Origin of the sequence: Pseudomonas wenzhouensis (genome assembly GCF_021029445.1) — a bacterium.
In the GTDB taxonomy this organism is placed as follows: Bacteria; Pseudomonadota; Gammaproteobacteria; order Pseudomonadales; family Pseudomonadaceae; genus Aquipseudomonas; species Aquipseudomonas wenzhouensis.
The window spans coordinates 2,141,778-2,164,559 of the sequence record NZ_CP072610.1; the positions used below are offsets into that span (position 1 = coordinate 2,141,778).

A 22,782-nucleotide genomic window follows, 5' to 3' on the forward strand; every position below is an offset into this window, starting at 1 on the left:
AGAAATCCAATTTCTTAATAGCCATTTTGCTGACTTCAAAATTGAACGGAATCACCAATGACTAATTCAGACACAGCGGCCAGTCACTTGCCTCGGGTTGGCATGCTTGCCACCGTCCGTAACCGCCGCGGTGTGATCTCCTCCGTAGAGCCCTTCAGTGATAGCAAGACGTCTGCTTTGCTGCACTTGGTTACCATCGAGTTCAGTGATGCCGATGGTGATGCGGAAGAGTCCCTGCTGTGGGAGCGCGAGCGCGATCCGGTGGTATTGGAGCCGAATGCGCTGCCCAAAATTGATCGCGAAGCACCGATGCAGCAGGGCGAGTTCCTGGCTTTGCAGCGTGCCGCTCGCTGGAGCGCCCTCACTCCGTTCTTGTCGGCAAGTGACCCTCATGAGCGGTCCGAGCCAGTGCCGACTGCGCCGGTATATGGGGCGGTCAGCGTCGATGACTTCCAGCTTGTGCCTCTGGCGCGAGCGATGCGCATGCCCCGCGTTTCTCTACTGCTGGCCGATGATGTGGGTTTGGGTAAAACCGTCGAGGCCGGTCTGATTCTGGCTGAGCTGATCCGGAAGCGTCGTATCCGTCGGGTGCTAATCATCACTCCTGCGGCATTGCGCACCCAGTGGCAGCAGGAGATGGAAGAGAAGTTCTCTTTGGGCTTCGATATCGTCGACAAAGCCGCCACTCACAAGCTGCAAAAAGAGATGGGGCTTGATGCCAACCCCTGGCGGGCGCTACCGCGAATCATCACCTCGTATCACTATCTACGTCAGCCTGATGTGCTGGAGCAGTTCATCGCCAATTGCGAATCTATTAAGCAACGGGGTGGGGCACAGCTGCCGTGGGATTTGTTGATTGTCGATGAAGCCCACAACCTGATGCCGTCCAATTTTGGTGAGGACAGCGATCTGGCCAAAATGCTGCGGCTAATCACGCCGTATTTTGAGCACCGCCTGTTCCTGACTGCCACGCCTCACAATGGCCATACCCGCTGTTTCTCGGGCCTGCTGCAGCAGCTTGATCCGGTCCGTTTCACTCAAACGCCAGACTTTACCGACAAAGAGCGCAAGATGATCGGCGATGTGTTGATCCGCCGACTTAAAAGCGAGATCAACGATCAGGATCGTCAGGCAGGACGAGTACCGCGTTTTGCCAAGCGTTATCTGGAGCCGCTGCCGCTTTATATGTTCAAACCGGAACAGGAGCTGGCGGCTGCCGTTCGCAAGTTTTGCACGCAATTGAAAGGCATCATCCGCACCGCTCCAGAAGCACGCATGGTGCTCAACTTCGCTATCGAAATTCTGCGCAAGCGCCTCTTATCCTGCCCAGTGGCTTTTGCCGACAGCTGGCTGCGTTTCAAGGAGGGCTTGGCTGCCAAAGAGGCGCTTCAGGCTGCTGAGGTCGCGGCGGCCCGCCGCGCCAGTGAAGAAGATATCGATGATGACCAGGAGCGTGAGAGCCGCAGCCGGCATGCCGCTCAGGTTGTTGGCGCCTGGATGCACCCCTATGTGGATGTACTGCAGCCTGAGATTGATGCAATTGATGCTGCGCTCAAGTCTTTGGGTCTCGACAAGCAACCCGTTGTTCAAGCCAAGCCTAAATCTGATGCCCGCTTTGATCGCTTGCGTGAGCTGATCGGCAAGGAGCTGCGTAATGCAGAGCAGTGGAAGATCGATGAGCGTCTGATCATTTTCACCGAGTACAAGACCACACTCGATTACCTGGTCAACCGGTTGAATGCAGAATATGGGGCTGAGCCCGGTAGCATCTGTCAGCTCTATGGTGGCATGCATGAGGAAGAGCGCGAGGCGGTAAAACGCGCCTTCAACGACCCGGATGCGCCGGTGCGCATTCTGGTCGCGACCGATGCTGCTTCTGAAGGTCTTAACCTGCAGCACACCGCTCGCTTGTTGATGCATTACGAGATCCCGTGGAACCCATCGCGTCTTGAGCAGCGTAACGGCCGTATCGATCGTCACGGCCAATCTCGGGATGTCACCATCTTTCACTTCACCAGCGAAGATGACAGCGACCTGCAGTTCGTTGCCCGTGTACTCAGTAAGGTCAACGACATCCGTGAGGATCTGGGCTCGGTAGGAGAATTGTTCGATGCCGCGTTCCAGCGTCGAATGATGGAGATGAATGAAGATCGTGATGTGCTAGGTGATCTCGATCATCAGATAACCAGTCGTAGGAGTGCCACCGAAGACGCTCAGGTACACACCCAGGAGAGAGGTGAGGACGAAAAGCAGCGCCTTCAGCAACTCTTGGCCGATCTTGACCTGAGCCCTGAAACGCTCAAAGACACACTCGGCGTTGCCATGAGCCTAGGTGCTTCACGTGAAGTGCTCGATGGCCCGGATGCCAAGGGGCGCATGCGCTTGCGTACACCGCTACCTATGCGTTGGCAGGCAGTGGTTGATGACAGCCTGCGCTTACCTTCTCAGAGAGGTATCAGCGGCGCTATGCCCTGGCTGGTGTTCGACAACCACTTCTTTATCCACAACATCAATGGACGCCCAGTCTTCCGTCCATCTCCAGATACTGTGCTGTTGCACCTGGGGCATCCGTTGCTGCGTCAGTCGCTTAATGCCTTTGCGCGTCTGCGTTTTCCAGGAGGCCAAACCGACTTTCAGCCGCCTACCCGGTGGCTGGTTACGCGCGGCCAGGTGCCGGCTGGCGTCGAGGCTTTGGTGTTGTTCACCGTAGAAGAAATGGCGGTCAACAACTTGCGTGAAACCTTTCACCATTGGACCCGCACCCTGGCTTTGCCATTGAGCAACAACACCTTGGGTGAGCCTTTGCCTTATCAGGGGCCACACCACGGTTTGTTGGCGGAGCAAAGCGTTGCCGACGTAGCTGCTGCACGCGAGCTATGGGACGAGGTTGAAGACGATATCAGGGCTCTATTGAGCAATTACCGAGCTGAGCTGACTCAGAGCCTTCGTACTCAACTCAAGACAGCGTACGAGCAAGCGAAGGAGCATGAAAAGGAAGCGTTCGAGCAACGCATTCGTGAAGTCGCCGCGCTGCAAAAAGCACAGAGTATCGAGAAGTTGAAGCGAGAGATTGAAGAGCAGCGCGTTGCCAGCATCCAGCACCAACTGTTTGACGATGCCGATGCGCTGGCGGAAAAGCGTCTGCGTGATCTGGAGGATGAGCTTAAGCGTCGTCAGACCCAGTTCGGTGATCTGCAGGAGCGCTTGACCGAAGAGAAACGTCGCATTTTGGAGCAGGTGCTACCTCGTCGCTTCGAGCTGCGCGGCGAAGCACAGGTCTTCCCTGTCACTATCGAAATTCGTTTTCCGGAGGTGGGGGCATGAGTCTGCACGCAGAAGGATGGGCGCAACTCAAGCACGGCGGCTTGTTGATTGCACCATCCAAGCTGGATGAATTTTTCCCTCGTGCAGCGGCGGAGATGTCCGATTACCAGGCTGAGAAGCTGCGGCGAGCACTCACAGCCTTTGACGGCAGTAATGAAAGCCTGAGCAGTCTGCTGGATTACATCCTGCAGGATCTTTCAGATCTGCCCGCAGATGAATGGCAAAAGGCCCAGGGTGTCGACAGCCGTTGGGCCGTAAGGAGCTTTACCGGCGCCCAGATTAAGCCGCGTCGCCTTTGGCTTGGGCCTAACGGCGAGACTCTAGCGGTGTTCGTGCCTGATGATGGTGGCTCGCGCCAGTTCACCAGCCGATTGGGGGTAGGGCGGTCACGGCAATTGTTGGGCCGCGTGGTGGAGTGGCTGCGCCGTACCGGGCAGGCGCTGGCGCTGGTCACCAATGGTCGCCAATGGCGACTGGTGCACGCCGGTGCTGATTACGACGCTTGGTGTGAATGGGATATCGATCTTTGGTTCAACGAAGGTCAGCCATCTGCCCAGACCATCGTCTGGCGCACCTTGCTCAATCGCAACACACTGCTGGCGGAGCAGGGCCAAAGCCAATTCCTGCTGGCCATCAGCGCCTCTCGTAAGGGGCAGGCTGAGCTCTCCAGCGTACTGGGTGAGCGCGTTCGCCAGGGCGTGGAGGAGCTGATCACCGCCTCCCATATCGCCATCGAGCAGGCTCAACAGCAAGGACAGGCTCACGATTACAAGGATCTGTATGTTGCAGGCTCGCGCATCATCATGCGCTGCATCATCACCCTGTTTGCCGAAGCCCGCGGTCTGATGCCTGTCGACAACCCGATTTACCAGCAGGCTTACAGCCTGGAGGGGCTTCGTCATCAGTTGGATCGTCGTGCTGGTGGCCGGGGCAACGAACGACTGAGCCAGGGCCGTAGCGCCTGGCCGCGCCTGATTGGCCTGTTCAACCTGATCCACGAAGGTTCGGCTCATGAGCGCCTTACCGTGCCTCAGTACGGTGGTGCCTTGTTTGAGCCGGGCAATCCCTCCAGCGACGATGGTATTTCCCGCGCGCTCGCGTTGCTGGAAAGCCACCAGAACCTGGTCAGCGACCTTCAGGTGCATAAACTGCTTCGCCTGCTGACCCGCACCAAGATGAAGGTGCGTCAGGGCCGCAGCAGTCGCTGGGTGGATGCACCAGTGGACTTCTCCACGCTGTCCTCGGAATACATCGGCATCCTCTACGAAGGCCTGCTCGACTTCGAGCTGAAACAAGCTGCTGAGAATGACCCGGTGATATTTCTCGCCGTGGGCAACCAGCCAGCGCTGACCTTATCGCAGCTGGAGGCCATGGAGGATAAGGACATCAAGCAGCTGTTCGAGGCCCTGAAGAAAAAAGATAAGGCCGGTGATGACAGCGGCGACGAAGGTGAAGACGAGGCCGAGGAGGCTGCTGACACCGATGACTACGACGACGAAGCAGAATCCATCGAGGATGAAAGCGACGAAGACAACCCCGTCAGCGCCGAAAGCGATGAAGAGCTGACTATCAGCGAAGACCACCTCGCCCGCGCCAATGCCTGGCTGCAACACGCTGCGCAGCTTGCTGGGCTGGTGAAAAAGCCCCGTGGACGCAAAGCCAACACCACAGGCGATGAAGGGCAGCAAGCACTGGAGAAGGCCGGCAAGCAGTTGTGCGTTCGCATGGTTGCGCCCGGTCAATTCTTCCTGGTGCGTTGGGGCGGCACCCGTAAAGGTGCGGGTACCTTCTATACCCGCCCGCAACTGGCCGCACCCACTGTGCGTCGTACCCTGCAACCGTTGGCCTATGAAGGCGTTCGTAGTGAGGTCGATCCGCGGACTGGCCTGGACGCAGTGGTGGAGTGGGCACCGAAAAAGCCCGAGCAGATTCTGGCCCTCAAGGTCTGCGACCCGGCCATGGGCTCGGGCTCCTTCCTCGCCAGCGCCCTGCGTTACCTCACCGATGCACTGACCCAGTCGCTGTTCCATCACAAGCTGATTGAGCGCAGCGAAGACGGCGGCGTGCCGCGCATGGCCGACGGCAAATTGACCGAGCTGCTGAGTGATGAGCTGACCAAGCTCAACCCCAAGGATGATGGTTTTGAAGAAGCGCTGCGCTCTCAACTCAAGCGCCACATCGTTGAAAACTGCCTGTACGGCGTAGATCTCGATCCGTTGGCAGTAGAGTTGGGCCGCATGGCGCTGTGGGTAGAAACTATGGACCGTGATCTGCCCTTTGGCTTCCTCGATCACAAGCTTAAGGTCGGCAACGCGCTGGTCGGCACCTGGTTCGACACGTACCGCGATTACCCGGCTATGGCGTGGGAGCGGGAAGGCGGTGACAAGGACTACCAGAAGAACAAGCCGGATAACCTGATAAACCACTGGTATGAAGATGCCAGGGGCAAGCGCAAGGGCGATGTTTTTACTGATGCCATCAAAGCCCGCGCCAAGGCGGTACCCGAGCAGCTGCAGGCGCTGCTCAGTGGCCAGCTCAGCCTGGAGAACGGGCTGGATGCCGGTAATGTGCACGACGAGCTGCTCAAGGTGTTCCGCAAGCTGCATCGCCTGCCGGTACACGAAAGTGAAAAGCGCGCCGGGGTCTACCGCGACGAGGTGCTGAACAACCCTCATTACCACGCGCTGAAAGCGCGCATGGACCTGTGGTGCGCGCTCTGGTTCTGGCCGGGCGAGCAGATCGAGCTGGCGCCCTTGCCGCGAGACTTTGCTAACCCCACGGAGCAGGCGCTGTCCATTGCCGCCGAAGTGGCGCGCCGGCAGCGCTTCTTCCACTGGGAGCTGGAGTTCCCGGATGTGTTTACCGCCACCCAGGACGGTTTTGATGTGTTGCTGGGTAATCCGCCGTGGGAAATCCAGAAGCCCAACTCGAAGGAGTTCTTCTCCAACCACGACCCGCTGTACCGCGCCTATGGTAAGCAGGATGCGCTGGCCAAACAGCTGGACTACTTCCGTGCTTTGCCGCAATTGGAGCACGACTGGATTGCCTACAACGCCAACCTCAAGGGTATGTCCAACTGGGCGAAGTACGTGGGCAAGCCCTTTGGTGATCGCGTCACCGAAGACAAAAACGGCAAAAAGAAACATGACCTGAATCTGGGCAGCGGCCGCAACAGCTTCGAGGCATCAGTGGCTGTCCACCAAAAATGGTTGCAGCAGCGCAAAAAGCACAAGGGATTTGCCGATACTTTGCACCCCTTCCTGTATCAGGGCTCGGCCGACCTCAATACCTACAAGCTGTTCCTTGAGCAGAGCCATGCCTTGCTGCGGAGTCAGGGGCGGCTGGGCATGATCGTGCCAAGTGGTATCTACACCGACAAGGGCACCACCGACCTGCGCGAGCTGTTCCTGGGCCAGTGCGACTGGCAATGGTTGTTTGGTTTCGAGAACCGCGAAGGTATTTTCGATATCCACCGCTCCTTCAAATTCTGCCCATTGATTGTGCAGAAAAGCGGCCAAACGGAGGCCATCCGCGCCGCCTTTATGCATCGCAATGTGGACGACTGGGAACAAGCCGAGCGCCATGTGCTGGCTTATCCCCGGGCGCGGGTGGAGGAGTTTTCACCTTACTCCAAGGCCATTCTGGAAATCCGCAGCGAACAGGACCTGCGCGTGCTACAAAAGATCTACGCCAACGGCGTGCTGCTGGGCGACCAGAGTGAAAACGGCTGGGGCATCAAGTACGCCCGCGAGTTCGATATGACCAACGACTCCAAGCTGTTCCCGCCGCGACCCAAGTGGGAAGAAAAGGGCTACCGCCCCGACGAGTACGGCCACTGGCTGAAAGGCCCCTGGCAGGATTACAGCGGCCCGCAGCATATTCTGGATCGCGAGCCGGGGCTGGTGCTGTCTCGTGATGGGCGGCAAGCGCTGCGGGTGGAGGAGATTGAGGATGTGGCGTTGCCGCTCTATGAAGGGCGGATGATTGGACAGTTCGATTTCAGTGAGAAAGGCTGGGTGAGTGGCAAAGGCCGCTCGGCCGTATGGCGGGATATTCCGTTCGAAGAGAAGGTAATTGAGCCGCAGTTCCTGATGAGCTACGCAGACTACGTCAGTGCTACGGACAAGAACGGAAATCCGAAAACTGCCCGTGGCCTGAAACCCTGCTATATGGACGTTGGTTCTGCCACCAACTCAAGAACGATGATTTCCTCTGCTGTGTGGGATTTTCCTTGTGGAAACAAGGTGCCGCTATTGATCCCAAATAAAGGGGAGGCAGCTGGAATCGCACTTGTTGCGTGTCTGGATTCTTTTGTCTTCGATTTTGCAATACGCAACAGGCTGGGCGGTTTGACGATCAACTACTTTATTGCAGAAGAGTCACCACTACCTCCGTTACAAAATGTTCCGAAGCAGCTTGTGGAGGCAGCTTTCAGTCTGATTTCAGTAAGCAATCCAATCTATTCACCCGTCCTTGAGTCACTCGCACGCACTGGCGTTAGGGCTGCTGTTTCAGAGCATGAACGCACAAGGCAGAGGGTAATTATTGACGCGGTGCTATTTGCAATCGCTGGCCTGGACTGGGAGGGGGCTTGTCATATTCTGAAGGATTGTGACCTCCCTGTGGATGAACTTTCTGGGGACGCAGCGAAAGCGCTTAATCCGAAAGGCTTTTGGCGTCTTGGCAAAGGGTCGCCCCCTGAGCTACGCCACACTGTTCTGTCGCTGGTCGCCTTCCACGATCTGCAACAAAAAGGCCTTGATGCCTTTCTCGCCCAGAATAACGGAGAAGGCTGGATGATACCGGAGCAGTTGCGGCTGGCTGATTACGGCCTAGGTCACGATGAGCGCGCTCAGGAATATCAACCAGTGGCCTCACGCCTCGGCCCGCGCTTCTATGACTGGCAACTCAATGAGGATGTGGAGCGCTCCTGGCAGGAATGCGCTGCCCATGCCGAGTTGATCCGCCGTATTGTTCCGCTGCCACAGCCGGAGCAAGCCGATGGCATCGCCGAAGCGCCGGCTGTCTATAAAACAGAATCACCGCAGGGAGCACTGTTCTGATGCTGAACCCCATTACCTATACCGAAGATGTGGTCAGCGATTTTCTGCGCTACCAGCTCAGCACCTACGCCTTTGCCGATGAGGGCTTGTATCGGCAGATGCGCGAACTGCTCAATCTGGAGCACACCCGCAATACGCCGCTGATGAAGGGGCCGTTTATCTCGCTTTCGCGCACCTTTATGAAAGGTGCCAGCCTGGAACAACTGGTCAAGGAAGGCGTGCTGCATCCGCATATTCGCCAGCTATCCCCTTATCCCGGCGCTTATCTGCACCAGGAAAAGGCCTTCCGCTCCATCAAAGCTGGTCGGACCACGCTGGTGGCGACCGGTACCGGTTCGGGCAAGACCGAGTCCTTCTTGTTGCCGATCATCAGTCGTTGCCTGCAATTGCGTGATGACGGCGCCGAGGCAGGGGTAACGGCTGTGATCGTTTACCCCATGAACGCCCTGGCCGAAGACCAGCTGCAGCGGATGCGCGAGCTGCTGGTCGGTACGGGTGTCACCTTCGGCATGTATGTGGGTAAAACACCACGCACTGAGGCCGACATTAACGGTGTGCGCCTGGCTCCTGGCAGCACGGTGGCGGACTACCGCAGTAAGTTGCAGCAGATGCAGCAACAGAAAATGGATGTGGCTCTGCACCCGGCCGAGGAGCGTGTAAGTCGTGAAGCCATGCGCACGCCCGGGCAGCAACCTCGTATCTTGCTGACTAACGTCAAGCAGCTGGAGCTGTTGCTGACCCGCCAGCAGGATCTGGAACTGTTCGATAACGCTCGCCTGGAGTTCATGGTCTTCGACGAAGCGCACACCTTTACCGGCGCCGGAGGTGCCGAAACCGCCTGCCTGATCCGCCGTCTGCGCGCCTATTGCGGCAAAGACGAAAACAGCACCACTTGCATCGCCACCTCGGCCACCATCGCGGATCCACTCCGCGGTATCGAAGCCGGCCGCGAGTTTGCCAGCCGTTTCTTTGGCGTCGATGGCCAGCATGTTGAACTGATCGGGGAGGCTTACGAAGAGGATATCTGGGGCGAGCCACGCAGCGTCAGCGCGCCCTTCAATGGCGATCAGGCCATGCAGCTGAAAACCGTTCTGGAAATGCTCGGTACGTTGGACCGACCCGAGGTAGAGCCTGCTGCCTTGCAGGCCTTCCGTATCTGGTTCCAGACCACCAGCGGCATGCGTATGGCCGGTGATAATTGGCGTGAAGCACTGAATCAGTGGCTAAGCCACAACGAGGTGGTGTTCCAGATCGCTGAGGTGCTCCGCCGTCCGCGAGCCGTGGCTACTTTGCTGGAAGACCTGAATGAAAAACTCGGGCGTCCGATTACCGAAGAAGAAATTCTGATTTGGTTGGCACTGGGTGCGGCGGCGCGCAATGGTGATCGCCCCTTGCTACGCCCGGTGGTACACGGTTTTGTACGTGGCGTCAGCGGTGCTGTGGTGACCTTCGAGGAGGGGCAGGGGCAACCGGCACGACTCTGGCTGTCAGCCGAGGATGCGTTGGCTGCAACCGATGGCCGTGACCCTGAGCTGAAAGCCTTTCCGCTTTCGAGCTGCACAACCTGCGGCCAGCATTACTTCGAGCATGGCCTTGAAGATTTCGATTACACCGGCGACTCGCCTGGCGGAGGATCTGCGGAGGGGAAGAACCGTGTATGGCGATCGCAAGACATTCCGTTAGGTGGCGTGCGAGCGGTTTCATTGGATCATCAGGTCGGGTCTGATGGCGAGGAAGAGCCTGCTCGCACGGAGGTGCTCTTCGTTTGCCGTTATTGCGGAACAACCCATGACCGGCAAGCCGCTGAGTGTGTGGGGTGCGGTCGCAACAAGACTCTCAAAGCACTGCACTTTGTACAGCAGAAAGATGAACACATTGGCCGTTTGACCCGCTGTGTATCTTGCGGTGCACACGGCCGCCGGGTGACTGGCAGCTATCGAGAACCCGCTCGTCCGGTGCGTGCCACTGGCGTGGCTGATGTGCATGTATTGGCGCAAAGCATGATCCATCGTGCCGAACGCAAGCGCCTACTGGTGTTTGCAGATAATCGTCAGGATGCGGCGTTTCAGGCGGGCTGGATGCAGGATCGCTCCCGTCGCTACCGCTTGCGAGAGCTGATTTACAAGAAGCTGCGCCAGGGGCAGGTATCGGTCAGCGATCTGGTGTTGTGGCTGGACAGGTTTCTTGATGCCGACGATGAGTTGTCGCGGGCCTTGATCCCTGAAGTCTGGCGAGTCGAACCAAAATCGGAAGCCAGCTTGGCCCATGCTGAGGAGCGCAAGTGGTTCTTGCGTGCTCAGGTGTTGCGTGAGTTGACGCTGGGGGCACGGCAGAGCACAGGTCTTGAGCCGCTGGGGCGTTTGAAGATTCAGTATCTTGGACTGGATGAAGCACAGCCCACCATACAGAAATGGGCACGAGCGTTGGGTTGCTCGCCTGCTGAGTTGCGTGAAGGTATCGCCTCGCTTCTGGATGCGGCCCGCTCCCGGCGCATGCTGTTTGATCCTGTCACCCGTATGTTCTCCAAGTTCTGGCTGGACGGTGAGAAGGAAGTGCTGCGCGGTTATCTGCCGATCATGCGCGGTGTGCCGGAAGGTTTGGTGTTTGAACGCGATGGTCAACACGACAAAGGGCGTATCAAACAGTGGTTCAGCACATATGACAGCTCCGCCAAACAGGCGGCTGTGAGCTGGGGAGTCGATCCAGATCACGTCCAGTCGTTTCTGGATGATGTGTGGCGGCTTTGCACCGATGAACTGGAACTACTGACGCAGGTGCAGTTCAAGGGCGCGCGCGGTAATAACTTGCCAGGCTGCCACGGTGCCAGCCAAGTCCATGTGGATCACATGAAGCTGGTGCCTGCGTCAGGGATGTATCGCTGTCAAACTTGTCGCCGCCTCCATGCTCGGGTCAACCCTGGTATGACCTGTATGGCCTGGCGTTGCAGTGGAAAGCTGGAGTTTGAGGCCGAGAATCCAGACAACTACGATCTGCTTTTGCTTGATCAGGAATTTTCCATGCTCCGGGCTCGTGAGCACTCGGCGCAAATTCCAGGGCCGGAGCGTGAGCGCATCGAGAACGCTTTCAAGGGCGAGAGCGAACGGATCAATACGCTGGTGTGTACGCCCACGCTTGAGATGGGCGTGAACATCGGTTCGCTGGATGCAGTGCTGATGCGCAACGTACCGCCACTGCCAGCCAATTACTGGCAGCGAGCTGGCCGTGCCGGGCGCCAGTTCCGTATGGCGCTGGATCTGACCTATGCGCGGACCACCAGTCATGACCGTGCCTACTTCAATGAGCCCTTAAAAATGCTCGAAGGTTTGGTGGAGCCGCCCAGCTTCAATCTGCGCAACCCAGTGATGGTGGCCAAGCACGTCAATGCCACTGTGCTGACTACGCTGTTACAGATGCTGCGTAGTAACTATCTGCCAGGGCAGCAGGCAGCTGCGCTACAGGAGGCCTTGTCTGTTTGCCTGCCGCCTCAGATCCGACCGTATCTGTTCAGCTCTGATGGCATGGTGCGTGCTGAGCCGCTATCTGTTGAAGCATTGAGCCAGCAGATATCGCAGCATCAAAACGATCTCTTGAATGCTGTTATCAAAGCCTTCCATCAAGGGTGGCCGATCAGTGATAGCGAGGTCGTAACCCGTGCCCAGTTAGAGCTGCTCATTGGTAGTTTTGCTGAACAGCTGCAGGGGGTGATCAATCGTTTATTCCAGCGCCTGCAGTGGGCTCTTGGGCAGTTGGAGCGGTTGCGTAAGGTGGCCGCTGGTAAGGGCGCGCTAGACGCCGATGAAGAGGCCTTGCGCGCCCGATGTGAACGGTTGGTAAAAAAACTAAAAGGCGAGGCCAAGCGCAATCGTAGCCAGGCAGAGGGTTTTGATGACACCAATACTTATGGCGTATTGGCGGCTGAGGGCTTTTTGCCGGGTTACGGTCTGGATACCGGTGCGGTAACTCTGACCCACGTGGCGCCGCGCCACAGCAGCGATATCAGTGATTGGGAGCTACGCCGCAACACGGCTCTGGCTGTTCGCGAATATGTCCCAGGTAATCTCATTTACGCCAATGCGCATAAATTTGTGCCCCGTCATTTCCACTTGGTCCCTGAAGAACCTCTGGTGTTTGCGGTAGATGTGGCTAGTGAGTCAATCCAGGAAACTGGCCCGAGCACTAAGGCCGGCAGTGAAGCCAGCTCCATGTCGGTCACGCAAATTCCAGGTGTAGCCATCTGCGATGTGGATGCGCCCCATCATTCCTATATTTCGGACGATGAGGACTATCGCTTCCAGATGTCGGTGGCTGTTTTTGCCCAAGACCAGGGGCGGCATTCCGGCGGTAAAGTTTACGAGTGGGGCAGAGCAGAGTTGCAACTGAAGCATGGTCTGCACATGCGTCTGGTGAACGTCGGTGCCGCCTCGCAAGTACGCTCGGGAGCTTTGCTGGGTTACCCCATGTGTTTGGTCTGCGGCGCGAGCCGTTCGGCCATGAGCAGCCAGACCGAACTGGATAAGTTCAACGAACACCATACCGAGCGTTGTGGCCGCCCTATTCAGACCATAGCTTTCTATGCCGAAGTAGTAGCCGACGCGCTGGTGCTGCATGACTGCGCTTCCCAGGAAGCGGCCTACAGCGTCATGGAGGCGCTGCGTCAGGGGGCTGCCGATGTGCTGGATATGGAAATATCCGATCTCCAGGTTCAGGTGATTGGAAGACCGGGGAGTGAATCGGTCGATGCGCTGTTGTATGACCCTATGCCAGGTGGCTCAGGTCTGCTGGAACAGCTCTTGGAGCACTGGCCTGATGTTGTCGCTGCGGCGAAACGTTTGGCTGAAGAGTGCCCGTCAGCCTGTGAATCGTCTTGTGTGGATTGCCTGCAGCATTTCCGCAACTCGTTCTATCACGACAAGCTGAATCGCCATACCGCGCTTGAAGTGTTCAATGATTGGGGAAATACCCTGAGCTTTGCCCATGATTTGGCGCCTGTGCTGCCAGATGAAACCCTGACTCAGCAACCAGGCAATCACCCTGAGCAACAGTTGGTAGCGCTACTAAAAGCCGCCGGCATGGCTGCATTTGAGACTGAACGGCCGATTCAGCTAGCCGGTGGCATCACGACCCGTCCGGACGTGTATTTCCATGAGCCCAATGATCAGTACGAAGGTGTCTGCATCTACCTGGATGGAATGAGTGAGCACCTGCATGGCAACGCTCAGACAGCAGCTAAGGACCGGCAGATCCGCCAGGAGTTGCTTAATACTGATTACGAGGTGATCGAGATCCAGTTCCAGGAGCTGTACGACAAAACGGTGATGCGTGAGCACATGCGCCGCATTGCACGAGCCGTAATCGGTAAGGCGAAGGCTAAGGAGCTTGCTGCTAGTGATTACTGGTTTGATTCTGCAAGCAGCTCAATGGTTGGGGTGGCTACATCCAGTGGCAAGGTATTGCCGTTCAAAACCGTGACCCCAAATGACGCGGGCTTTGAGCCCTATCAGGGCTGCGTTCCATTGGTTGGCCTACAGGTCGCTGCTGGTGCTTGGAGCAAAGAGCAGGACGGGCTACTTGAGTTGGCCGAACATGCAGAAGAATGGGTCTTGTTGGTAGAAGAAAAGTCGGAGCCCGGCATGTTTGTGGCCCAGGTGGTCGGTCGCTCCATGGAACCCCTGGTGCCTGATGGTAGCTACTGCCTATTCCGGCCAGTGCCGGTTGGTAGTCGGCAAGGCCGAAAGTTGCTCATCTGGCATGCTGGCGTTGCCGATACCGAGACGGGTGGGGAGTACACCTTGAAAGTCTATTCCAGCCAAAAAACTGCGAGTGATGATGGTGAGTGGCAACACGAGCAGATAACGCTTAAGCCGCTTAATCCGGAATATGAACCCTTGGTGCTGGAGCCTAAAGAAGAGGGTATGGTTGTTGCCGTTGCCGAGTTTTTAAAAGTGCTGTACAGCGGTGGCTTTTAGTGTGTTCTAAAAAATTAATTGCACGCTTTAGATTTCCAGATATTTGTTTGGGCGTGGCAGTAATGAAAGAGTGAATTTATGTTGACGTCACTGCGTATACAGAATTTTAAAGCCTGGAAGGATACTGGTGAGATTCGCCTTGCTCCTCTGACGGTGATTTTCGGCGCCAACAGTGCTGGCAAGAGTAGCCTCGGTCACTTGCTGTTGGCTCTAAAGCAAACTGTTCTGTCTGCTGACCGAAAGCGGCCTCTTCAGTTGGGTGATGAGAATTCGCCGATTGATTTAGGCACCTTTGCTGAGTGCATTCATGAACATGATCTGACAAAGGCTTTGGGCTTTTCCTTGGAGTGGCGTGCGGAACAGCGTCTTGAAGTGCGTGACCCTCTCAGCCATAGCAAATATGCCGCTGATATTCTGCAGATTGACGTCAGCATGCTGGCGGACAAGCAGGAACAGCCGCAAGTTCATCAACTTTGCTACAGGCTTGGAGAGTCTCATGCGCCTAAGTTGGCTCTGCGGTATGCGCTTGATGAAAAAGGTAAATGGAATCTGGATGCAGGTGATTACAAGTTAGTTCGTACCAGCGGTCGAGCCTGGCCGCTGGATGCTCCAGACAAGTTTTACCGAATCTCAGATCAGAGTCGAGCACGCTTTCAGAATGCTGACTTTCTTAACGACCTGGCCTTGCAGCTTGAAGCTGCGCTCAACGCGCTCTACTACCTGGGGCCGTTGCGTGAGTATCCACGACGCATTTACACCTGGTCTGGTGAAACACCGGAGAGTGTCGGACAGAAAGGAGAACTATCGATCCCGGCGCTTCTCGCTGCGCGCGCGCAGGGGCGACTGCTAAATCGGGGGCCAAGGAGACATAATGCGCCCTTTGATGAATTTATTGCCAAGTGGCTTGAGGATCTTGGGGTTATCGATAGCTTCAAGGTTCAGTCGGTGGCGGAGGGGCGCAAAGAGTATGAAGTCTTGGTCAAGACTCATTCCAGCGCCAGCGAAGTCAAGTTAACTGATGTAGGTTTTGGTGTATCGCAAGTGTTGCCTGCATTGGTACAGGCGTTTTATTGCCCACCCAACTCGACCGTCTGGATGGAACAGCCTGAAATTCACTTGCATCCGCAGGTTCAGGCCGAACTTGCCGATGTGTTCATCTCTGCGATCCAGGCTAGGGAAAATGGCAAGTCACGCAACGTACAGTTGATCGTGGAAAGCCACTCAGAACACTTCCTTAATCGCCTGCAGCGCCGGGTTGCCGAAGGCGAGCTGAGTCCAGAGGATGTAGCGGTGTATTTTTGCCGCCGAGCCGGCGAGGCGACCGAACTGGAGCCTTTGAAGCTCAATCTCTACGGAGAAATCGAGAACTGGCCGGAAAACTTCTTTGGCGATGAGATGGCCGATATCGCCGGTCGAACCTTGGCAGCGGTCAAACGCATGCAGGAGCAACGCAGGGACGGTGAATATGGCCAGGCTGGTGATTGATACTAACGTGCTACTGGTGGCCAACCGGAAGCACGCCGATGTATCTCCCGAGTGCATTGCCGAGTGTGTTCAGGGTTTACAGGCAGTACAGGCTGGAAAGCATGTAGTGGTGCTGGATGACGGGTATCGGATTCTGGGTGAGTATCAGCACAAGACAAGCCTCAATCCTCCCAAGGGGGTTGGTGATGTCTTTCTCAAGTGGCTACTTCGTCATGCCGGCCAACCTATGAATGTTGAAAAGGTCAGCATTACCGAGTCGGCACCGAACGAGTTCGTCGAGTTTCCGGATGCTGCCTTGCAGGCGATTTTTGACGCCCCGGACCGCAAATTCGCTGCGGTGGCTAATGCCCATCCACTCAAGCCATCGATCTGGCAGGCTGCAGATTGCAAATGGCTGGATTGGTGGAAGGCTCTGGCCGCTGCAGGCGTCAAGGTAGAGTTTCTCTGTCCTGACGATGCCTGTCGTTTCTACGCCAAGAAATTTCCGGGCAAGGAATTGCCTGCATTGCCCTGAGGGTCGAGATTATGGGTGAGTTTTTCCGCTTTCCTCACACCCCCCACCTGACCTGGCTCGGGACCGAGACCCCGCGTGACGACAAGGTGCTTGATCCGGTCGAAGCTGAGGCCCTATTGAGGGGTAGCGTGCTAGTGGAGGAAAAGCTGGACGGTGCGAACCTCGGCCTGTCGCTGGCTGACGATGGGCAGCTGCGGGCGCAGAACCGCGGTCAGTACCTGCAGGATCCGCACTCCGGCCAATTCTCCCGTCTGCAAGCCTGGTTAGCGCAACACGGCGAAGCGGTTCGTGCCGTCTTGCGCCCCGAGCTGATTCTGTTCGGTGAGTGGTGTGCGGCGCGCCACTCGCTGGACTATGTAGCATTGCCCGACTGGTTTCTTGTATTCGATGTTTATGATCGTAACAAAGGCAAATTCTGGAATTCGAGAAGACGTAATGCTTTAGCCGAGCAGGCAGGCCTAAAGCTTGTTCCTAAGGTGTTCTTTGGACATACCAGCGTAAAGCAGCTTGTTAAGCAGGTTCAGACCACCCCCAGCCATTATCGTGATGGTTCGTTGGAGGGGCTGGTAATCCGCCGCGAATCCGCCGACTGGTGTGAAGCTCGCGCGAAGCTGGTACGCGCCGATTTTACCCAAGCTATCGAGCAGCATTGGCGCCGTCGCGCGATCGAGTGGAATCGAGTGCAGCATTTAATAGAAAAGTAAAACTGTAGGGTTGCTGGCCGTGTGTGATCCTGTTTTCGATGGCTTGCGCAACTGGGTGGTTAAGGGCGGATTTACACGGCCCGCCGATATGGCCAGTTCACAAAGGATTGAGGAACATTGTCCATGGCTAACCCACGCTCTTTGGTGTTCGCCCTTTATAGCCACTGGCCGGTGGTCGAATGGCTGGTACAGCGCACTCGTGAGATTCCAGCATTTGAATCAGAGCAGGTGCTGGCGCTGATCAGTAAGGTTGATCCAAGCATGCCGCGAGACGCTCGTGAGAATGTTCTGCGAGCGCTGATCAACACCGAAATTCTTCGCGTGCTCCCCAGGGATGAGCTCCTACAGCTCAATCCATTGGTGCTTGAATTCGTCCGTGGTCTGAACAGAGAGCATGAGCTTGGGCTATCTGCAGTGCTTCAGGCTCGAGTGCAAGGAATTCGCGATGCTACGGAACACCTGAATGAGGCGATCGAGAGTAATGACCTGGATCTGCTGCGCCAGTGCGCCGTTCAGCTTACCGAGTTGTTTCGCCAGATTGCCCAGCAGCTGGACCAGGATCGCCACGCCATTCTCGAAATCGCCGAGAAAGCCAAGAGCACTGAGGCCCATGTGCCGGCAGAGCGGCGTTACCGTCAAGTGCTGCAGGCCTATGATAATTACATCGAGCCGATGGCGGAAATGATGGACAGCGGCCCGTCGGGCAGCTTTTACCGATTGTTGGAGGATGCAGAACGGCAGATTGACTACTGCCAGGAGAAACTCGCTGTTCAGGGCGCGCTTTACACCTTACGTATGCTGGTACGTCAGGCCGGTTTCCAGGTCAAAGAGCTTCGTCGGCTTGGCCGGGAGGTGCTGAAGCAGTGCAGCGATACGCTTTTACCATTGCGTGAAGAGCTCAGGCGGCATAACAGCCTGTCTGCTGCCGTCAGCCAGCTTCTTGGACAGGTGCGCAAGCGCGGCTTGTCGCGCACATTCCGCCAACCTGACTTCCCAGTGTGGCGCGCAGAGCGTCCCCGGCGGGTAACGGTTGGCGATGAGGTACTCACCATCATGGCAGAGGGCCTGGCATATGAGCCTGTGAGTCAGGCCTTCCCCGATGAAGCTCCAGCTGAGTCAGCAACAGAGCTGCAGTTCGTCGATGGTGTCGAGCTGCGCGAGCGCCTGGCTGCCAGTGGCCCTGTGCCTAGCCTGCTTGACTGGATACGGACGAACTACGCCTACCTGGATGATGCCACTGTCCTGCGCCTTTACCACGAGCTTGTCAGGGAGCCGGAGTGGGAGTTCCAGCAGGACGACCTGAAGCGCAGTACTGACCTTAATCTGCTGCGCGTGACTCACTATCCTCATGGAATACCCGCACGATGAATCAAGCAGCCACACTTCATCTGGACCGTTTGCCGAGCCTTGGCCCGCTGTTCGAGTTGTTCAATGCGGGCAAGTACCTGAATCACATTGCAGAGCCCGTTCTGTGGGCTGAGCTCGAGAAAGAGCAGGAGCAGTACCAGGAGCTGTTCGGGCGTCTTGGCTTCACACTGCGCGTGGATAGGCGCGGGTTTGCCTGGTTTCACTTCGACAATGCGAGCAGCAACGTCAGCCGCACCACACGCCAGCTGGCGCTGATTTTTATGCTGCTGTTCGAGTTGAAGGCCGACGAAGGTATGCACCTGCACCGCTTCGGTGACTGGATCATTGACCGCGCTGTGCTGGCCAAGCTGCTTGAGCGTGGCCATGACTTGCTTTTGGCCGAGGGGCTAGAGGAAGAGTCGCTCGTAGGGCTGCTCGATCGTGCTTGTGTATATGGTTTTGCTGAGTCAGCTGCCGGAGGATGGCGGCTACTGCCTGCCGTCTGGAGGTATCTGGACCATTTTGTGAAGCTGGCCGGAGAGCAGAACGACGAGCTTGAAGATGGTGTTGATGTGACCGAGGCCATCGAGACCAGCGAAGAGGATGAGCCTGCATGATGGATTATGGATTTCAGCGGCTGGTGCTGCTTAACAGTGCTGGCTACGAGCGCGCAGAGTTGCCTTTGGATGCGTCTGTATCGCTGGTGGCTCCGAACAATACAGGCAAGACCAGTCTGATCAATGCCTTGCAGTTCTTGCTGATCATCGACCGGAGACGAATGGACTTTGGTGCCTACGACGTAGAGCGCAGTCGGCGCTTCTATTTCCCCAACAACAGCGCCTACATCCTGCTGGAGGTGCTGCTTCCTGAGTCGGGCAGTGTGGTGCTGGGATGTGTTGGCAAGGGTGTCAGCAACGACTACGAATACTTCGCTTACCGTGGCCAACTGAACCTCGATGACTACCGGCGCGATGACGGCTGTCTGGTGGCACAACCGCAGCTGCTGAGTCATTTAGCCACTCGCGGCTTGCTCGCCCAACGCTATAGCGGTAGCGAGTTCACCAGCATGGTGTATGGCAACAGTCGGCGGGTGCGGGGAGAAAACGGTGACTTCACAATTTTCCGCCTGGAGCAGGCCCGCCACGCTGAGGTATTCCAGCGGGTGCTCACCCGAACTCTGCGCTTGGACAAGCTGCAATCTAAGGAGGTGAAGGACTACCTATTGCAGATCTTTCACCGAGATCTTTCGGACGCGGGCATCGACTTCAAGCAGGAGTGGGACAAGGCTTTCTCCGATGTAAATGCCGACCGTGAGCAATATCAAGCGGCCCTAAAACAGCTAGAGCGGATCGGCCGCCTCGAAACGCTGCATGAGGAGCGCTTGCAGTTGCGCGGCAAGCTGTTTCACTTCCGGCCGCTGATCGATCGGGCGTTACAGGATTGGCAGAGCTATTACCAGTCTCGCTCAGCTGACCTGCAACAGGCCCGCGCCGGCATCGAGCAGGCCGAAGAGCAGCTGCAACATGACCGGTTAGAGTGGTCAACTGCCCGTGAGCGCAGTCTGCAGACTGAAGCTGCGCTGAAACGCGAGGATGACCGGCAGGCTGAACTGGAGCGCCGGTTCGCGCTGATCGACCGACGCGAGACGCTGGAGCGTAGCATCGAGCATGCGCGTGCAGCCTACGAGGCCCAGGTTGCGCTCGTTGCCGGAGTACAGGGTCGAAGCCCCAATGAGATTGTTCGCGATCGCAACAGGGTTACGCAGGACGTGCAGCGGCTCAGTCGCGAAAGAGCAAGCCTGGCGGGCAACCTGTATCAGCATCTGCAGCGGGAGTTGAACGCGGAGCAGCTGGCTGCCCTGAACCGGCTGTTCGCACGGGAGGTTATGACGCTGCCGGAGAGCGGCTTCCGTCTCAACGGCGAGCAACTGCATCAAAGCCTTGAGAAATGGCTCAGCCAGGCTGGCCGCCTTGAACTGCCGGGATTGGATCTGCAGTTGGCTGACCTGCCCGACCAGCACTGTCAGCGCAGCGCTGAAGAAATCGATCAGGAGTTGTCTGACCTTCAGCGCCAGCTGGCTCAGGTCGATGAGCAGCTACAGGCTGCGGAGCAAATTCGGGCCGCTGAGGCACTCAAGCTTGAACGAGAGCATGACTACCAGCAGGCCCAGCGCGAGCTGGAAGCCTTTGACGAGCTCGCCATCTTGCGCGAGCGCGGAGCTGAACGCGAGCGATCTCTGTTGGACTGCCGGAGCGTCTTGGCTGATTTGGAGGCGAAGCTGAGAGGAGTCCAGGCCGAGGTGCAGCGTCTTCGAGGACAGCTGGATGGCATACGTAAGCAGCAGGATGAACTCGACGGCCAGCACGGGGAGATCTGTACTGGTCGCGATCGGCGCAGTGATGGCGACCCTGTCTTCAGCTATCTGGCTGATCAGCCGCATCACACGTGGGTTGGTGCTGCAGAGCTGGCAATTGAGCGGCTGGCCGAGCACCTGCGCGAGTATCAGCAGGACTGCCGCCGGCTGCTGACCATCGAAAGTGATGTGCGCGGGCTGCTTGCCGAGCTGCACGCGGGTGGTTTGACCAAGTTCCAGACGGCCGACGATCCGGACGAAGAGATCCGTCTGATGGTCGAGTTTGGCCGGCATCTGCCCCAGGAGTTTGAGACCATCGAGCGTAAGGCGCGCACAGCCGTGGTCAACGTCACGGCGTGCCTGCGGCAATTGCGAGGCAGCCTGAACGATTTCAAAGCCAAGATGCGCCAATTCAACCAGCTGATCGGCCGGCGTCGGTTGTCCGACCTTTCGGTATTCAAGATCGAGCCTGAAGACGAGCGGGAGCTGGTCTGGGCGATCGAGGCGCTTATCAACACAGCGGAGCAGGTGGATTCAGGCCAGAGCTTTGAGCTGTTCGACCACGGAAGTGTGCTCGATGATGAGAGTCTCACGCGGGCAAAGGCCCTGCTGATCCGAGAGGGTGATGCCCGAGGCGGTCTGGCTGTTGAGCATCTGTTTCGTCTGAGCTTCATCGTCGGCAAAGAGGGCCAGAAACCTGAGGCCTTTGCTGATATTGATGGCGCAGCCTCCAACGGCACGGTGCTGATGGCAAAGTTGGTAACGGGGCTGGCGCTACTGCACCAGATGCAGGACAAACGCTATTCGGTTCGGGCTGCCTGCTACTTGGATGAGGCGCTGGCGCTTGATGGGCCAAACCAGACGAGTTTGATCGACACAGCTGCTGAGTTCGGTTTTGCGCTTATCTTCGCCTCTCCCGCGCCGCTGGCAACCGTTCGTTACTGCGTACCAATCACTCGCCACGGCGGACACAATCACGTCAGCCGCAAGAATTGGCAGGAGTTGGAGCCGTGCGTGGCGGGGGCTGGTGCGTGAGCCGTTCACTGGCCGATGCACTGGAAAAGCTGCTTGTTGCTGGCGGTAGGCTGGCTGCCAGCCAACTGACAGCTGCCCAGCGCGGAGCGCTGGAGGAGTTCGCTCGGAGAACCCTGGCGGTGCGGTTGTCAGTTAGTGGTCGCGGCAGTCTGTATCAGATTGCCGCCCTAGAACAGGTTCAGGCCCACCTTGCTCAGCTAAGGCCGGGACACACGGAAAATGCGGCCAGTGTGATCCCGCAGCGCGCCCTCAACATGTCGCGGAACCGTGACAGTAAAAGTGGTAGTGCGCGGCACTCGGTACAGTACCTGCTGCTTAAAGCCGTAAACGACGGGCAGTACTGGCGTGATGGCAAGGGCGAACTACTCGATGTATCGCAGCTGACGCAGACCTGCGGGGCTGCCGCTTTGGCTGTGCAGAGCGGCGATGATTGGCACACGGCTGCGCCCTTGTGGCTGATCGAGAACCAAGCCCTGTTCGACGATATCAGCTGGCTGCCCGCCGATGCGAGCGGCACCTTGTGCTATTACTCCGGACAGCTAAGCAGCCTAATGCTGAATTGGTTGGTCGAGAGGCCGCGCGCCTCACAGGTAATCCTTTTCCCCGATTACGACGGTATTGGGCTTCAGAACTTCGCTCGACTCTATGAGCTCATTGGGGACACGTGCAAACTCTGGTTAATGCCGGATTGGCAGGAGCGGTTGAGGCTGTATGGCAATCAACGGATTTGGCAGGACAACTTAGCGAACTATCAGGATGCGGTAAGTCGACTTCGATCGTTGGGCATGCCCAGCGAGTTGGCCGAGCTGTGTGATGCTCTGCAAGGAATGGGCTTGGCATTGGAGCAGGAGAGTGTGTTTTTACGGCGGGGAATTTCTCAGCAACCGGTGAATAAAATGCTTTCAGAAGACCTTGAGCTGATCGAAATTGCTAAGTCTCGTTCAAGTGAGACAGCCCTCCCAGTAAATCTGGATGACTTGTAGGTGTGGTC

10 protein-coding genes are annotated in these 22,782 nt (G+C 57.3%); all 10 read left to right on the forward strand.

Annotated features, from left to right (window positions below):
* Positions 1-102: 102 nt before the first annotated feature.
* The 10 genes from drmD to J7655_RS09930 all read left to right on the forward strand — a co-directional run bounded on the left by drmD (position 103) and on the right by J7655_RS09930 (position 22,774).
* Entirely contained in the window at positions 103-3,324 is a 3,222-nt protein-coding gene (drmD, locus tag J7655_RS09885; protein ID WP_230927590.1) for a DISARM system SNF2-like helicase DrmD, read from the forward strand.
* Positions 3,321-8,387 carry an Eco57I restriction-modification methylase domain-containing protein gene (locus tag J7655_RS09890; RefSeq protein ID WP_230927591.1) on the forward strand — a complete coding sequence of 1,689 codons (5,067 nt, stop codon included), beginning with the start codon at positions 3,321-3,323 and terminating at the stop codon, positions 8,385-8,387. The genes drmD and J7655_RS09890 overlap by 4 nt, the downstream gene beginning before the upstream one ends.
* Positions 8,387-14,353: a DEAD/DEAH box helicase gene (locus J7655_RS09895; RefSeq protein ID WP_230927592.1), complete on the forward strand. Its 5,967-nt coding sequence runs from the start codon at positions 8,387-8,389 to the stop codon at positions 14,351-14,353. Before J7655_RS09890 ends, J7655_RS09895 begins: the two co-directional genes overlap by 1 nt.
* 78 nt (positions 14,354-14,431) lie before the next feature.
* On the forward strand, positions 14,432-15,838 hold the full coding sequence (locus tag J7655_RS09900) for a DUF3696 domain-containing protein (protein WP_230927593.1): 1,407 nt from the start codon (positions 14,432-14,434) through the stop codon (positions 15,836-15,838).
* The gene (locus tag J7655_RS09905) at positions 15,819-16,352 is read left to right on the forward strand and encodes a hypothetical protein (protein ID WP_230927594.1); all 534 of its coding nucleotides are present in this window, start codon (positions 15,819-15,821) and stop codon (positions 16,350-16,352) included. The genes J7655_RS09900 and J7655_RS09905 overlap by 20 nt, the downstream gene beginning before the upstream one ends.
* An 11-nt stretch (positions 16,353-16,363) precedes the next feature.
* Positions 16,364-17,056 (forward strand): RNA ligase family protein, encoded by a 693-nt coding sequence (locus J7655_RS09910; protein ID WP_230927595.1) that lies wholly within the window; start codon positions 16,364-16,366, stop codon positions 17,054-17,056.
* Between the two features lie 123 nt (positions 17,057-17,179).
* Positions 17,180-18,424 carry a hypothetical protein gene (locus J7655_RS09915; protein ID WP_230927596.1) on the forward strand — a complete coding sequence of 415 codons (1,245 nt, stop codon included), beginning with the start codon at positions 17,180-17,182 and terminating at the stop codon, positions 18,422-18,424.
* Positions 18,421-19,020: a condensin complex protein MksE gene (locus J7655_RS09920; protein ID WP_230927597.1), complete on the forward strand. Its 600-nt coding sequence runs from the start codon at positions 18,421-18,423 to the stop codon at positions 19,018-19,020. Before J7655_RS09915 ends, J7655_RS09920 begins: the two co-directional genes overlap by 4 nt.
* Positions 19,017-21,791, forward strand: coding sequence for a hypothetical protein (locus tag J7655_RS09925; RefSeq protein WP_230927598.1), 2,775 nt, complete (start codon positions 19,017-19,019; stop codon positions 21,789-21,791). Before J7655_RS09920 ends, J7655_RS09925 begins: the two co-directional genes overlap by 4 nt.
* The gene (locus J7655_RS09930; RefSeq protein ID WP_230927599.1) at positions 21,788-22,774 is read left to right on the forward strand and encodes a DUF7281 domain-containing protein; all 987 of its coding nucleotides are present in this window, start codon (positions 21,788-21,790) and stop codon (positions 22,772-22,774) included. The genes J7655_RS09925 and J7655_RS09930 overlap by 4 nt, the downstream gene beginning before the upstream one ends.
* The last annotated feature ends 8 nt before the right edge of the window (positions 22,775-22,782 follow it).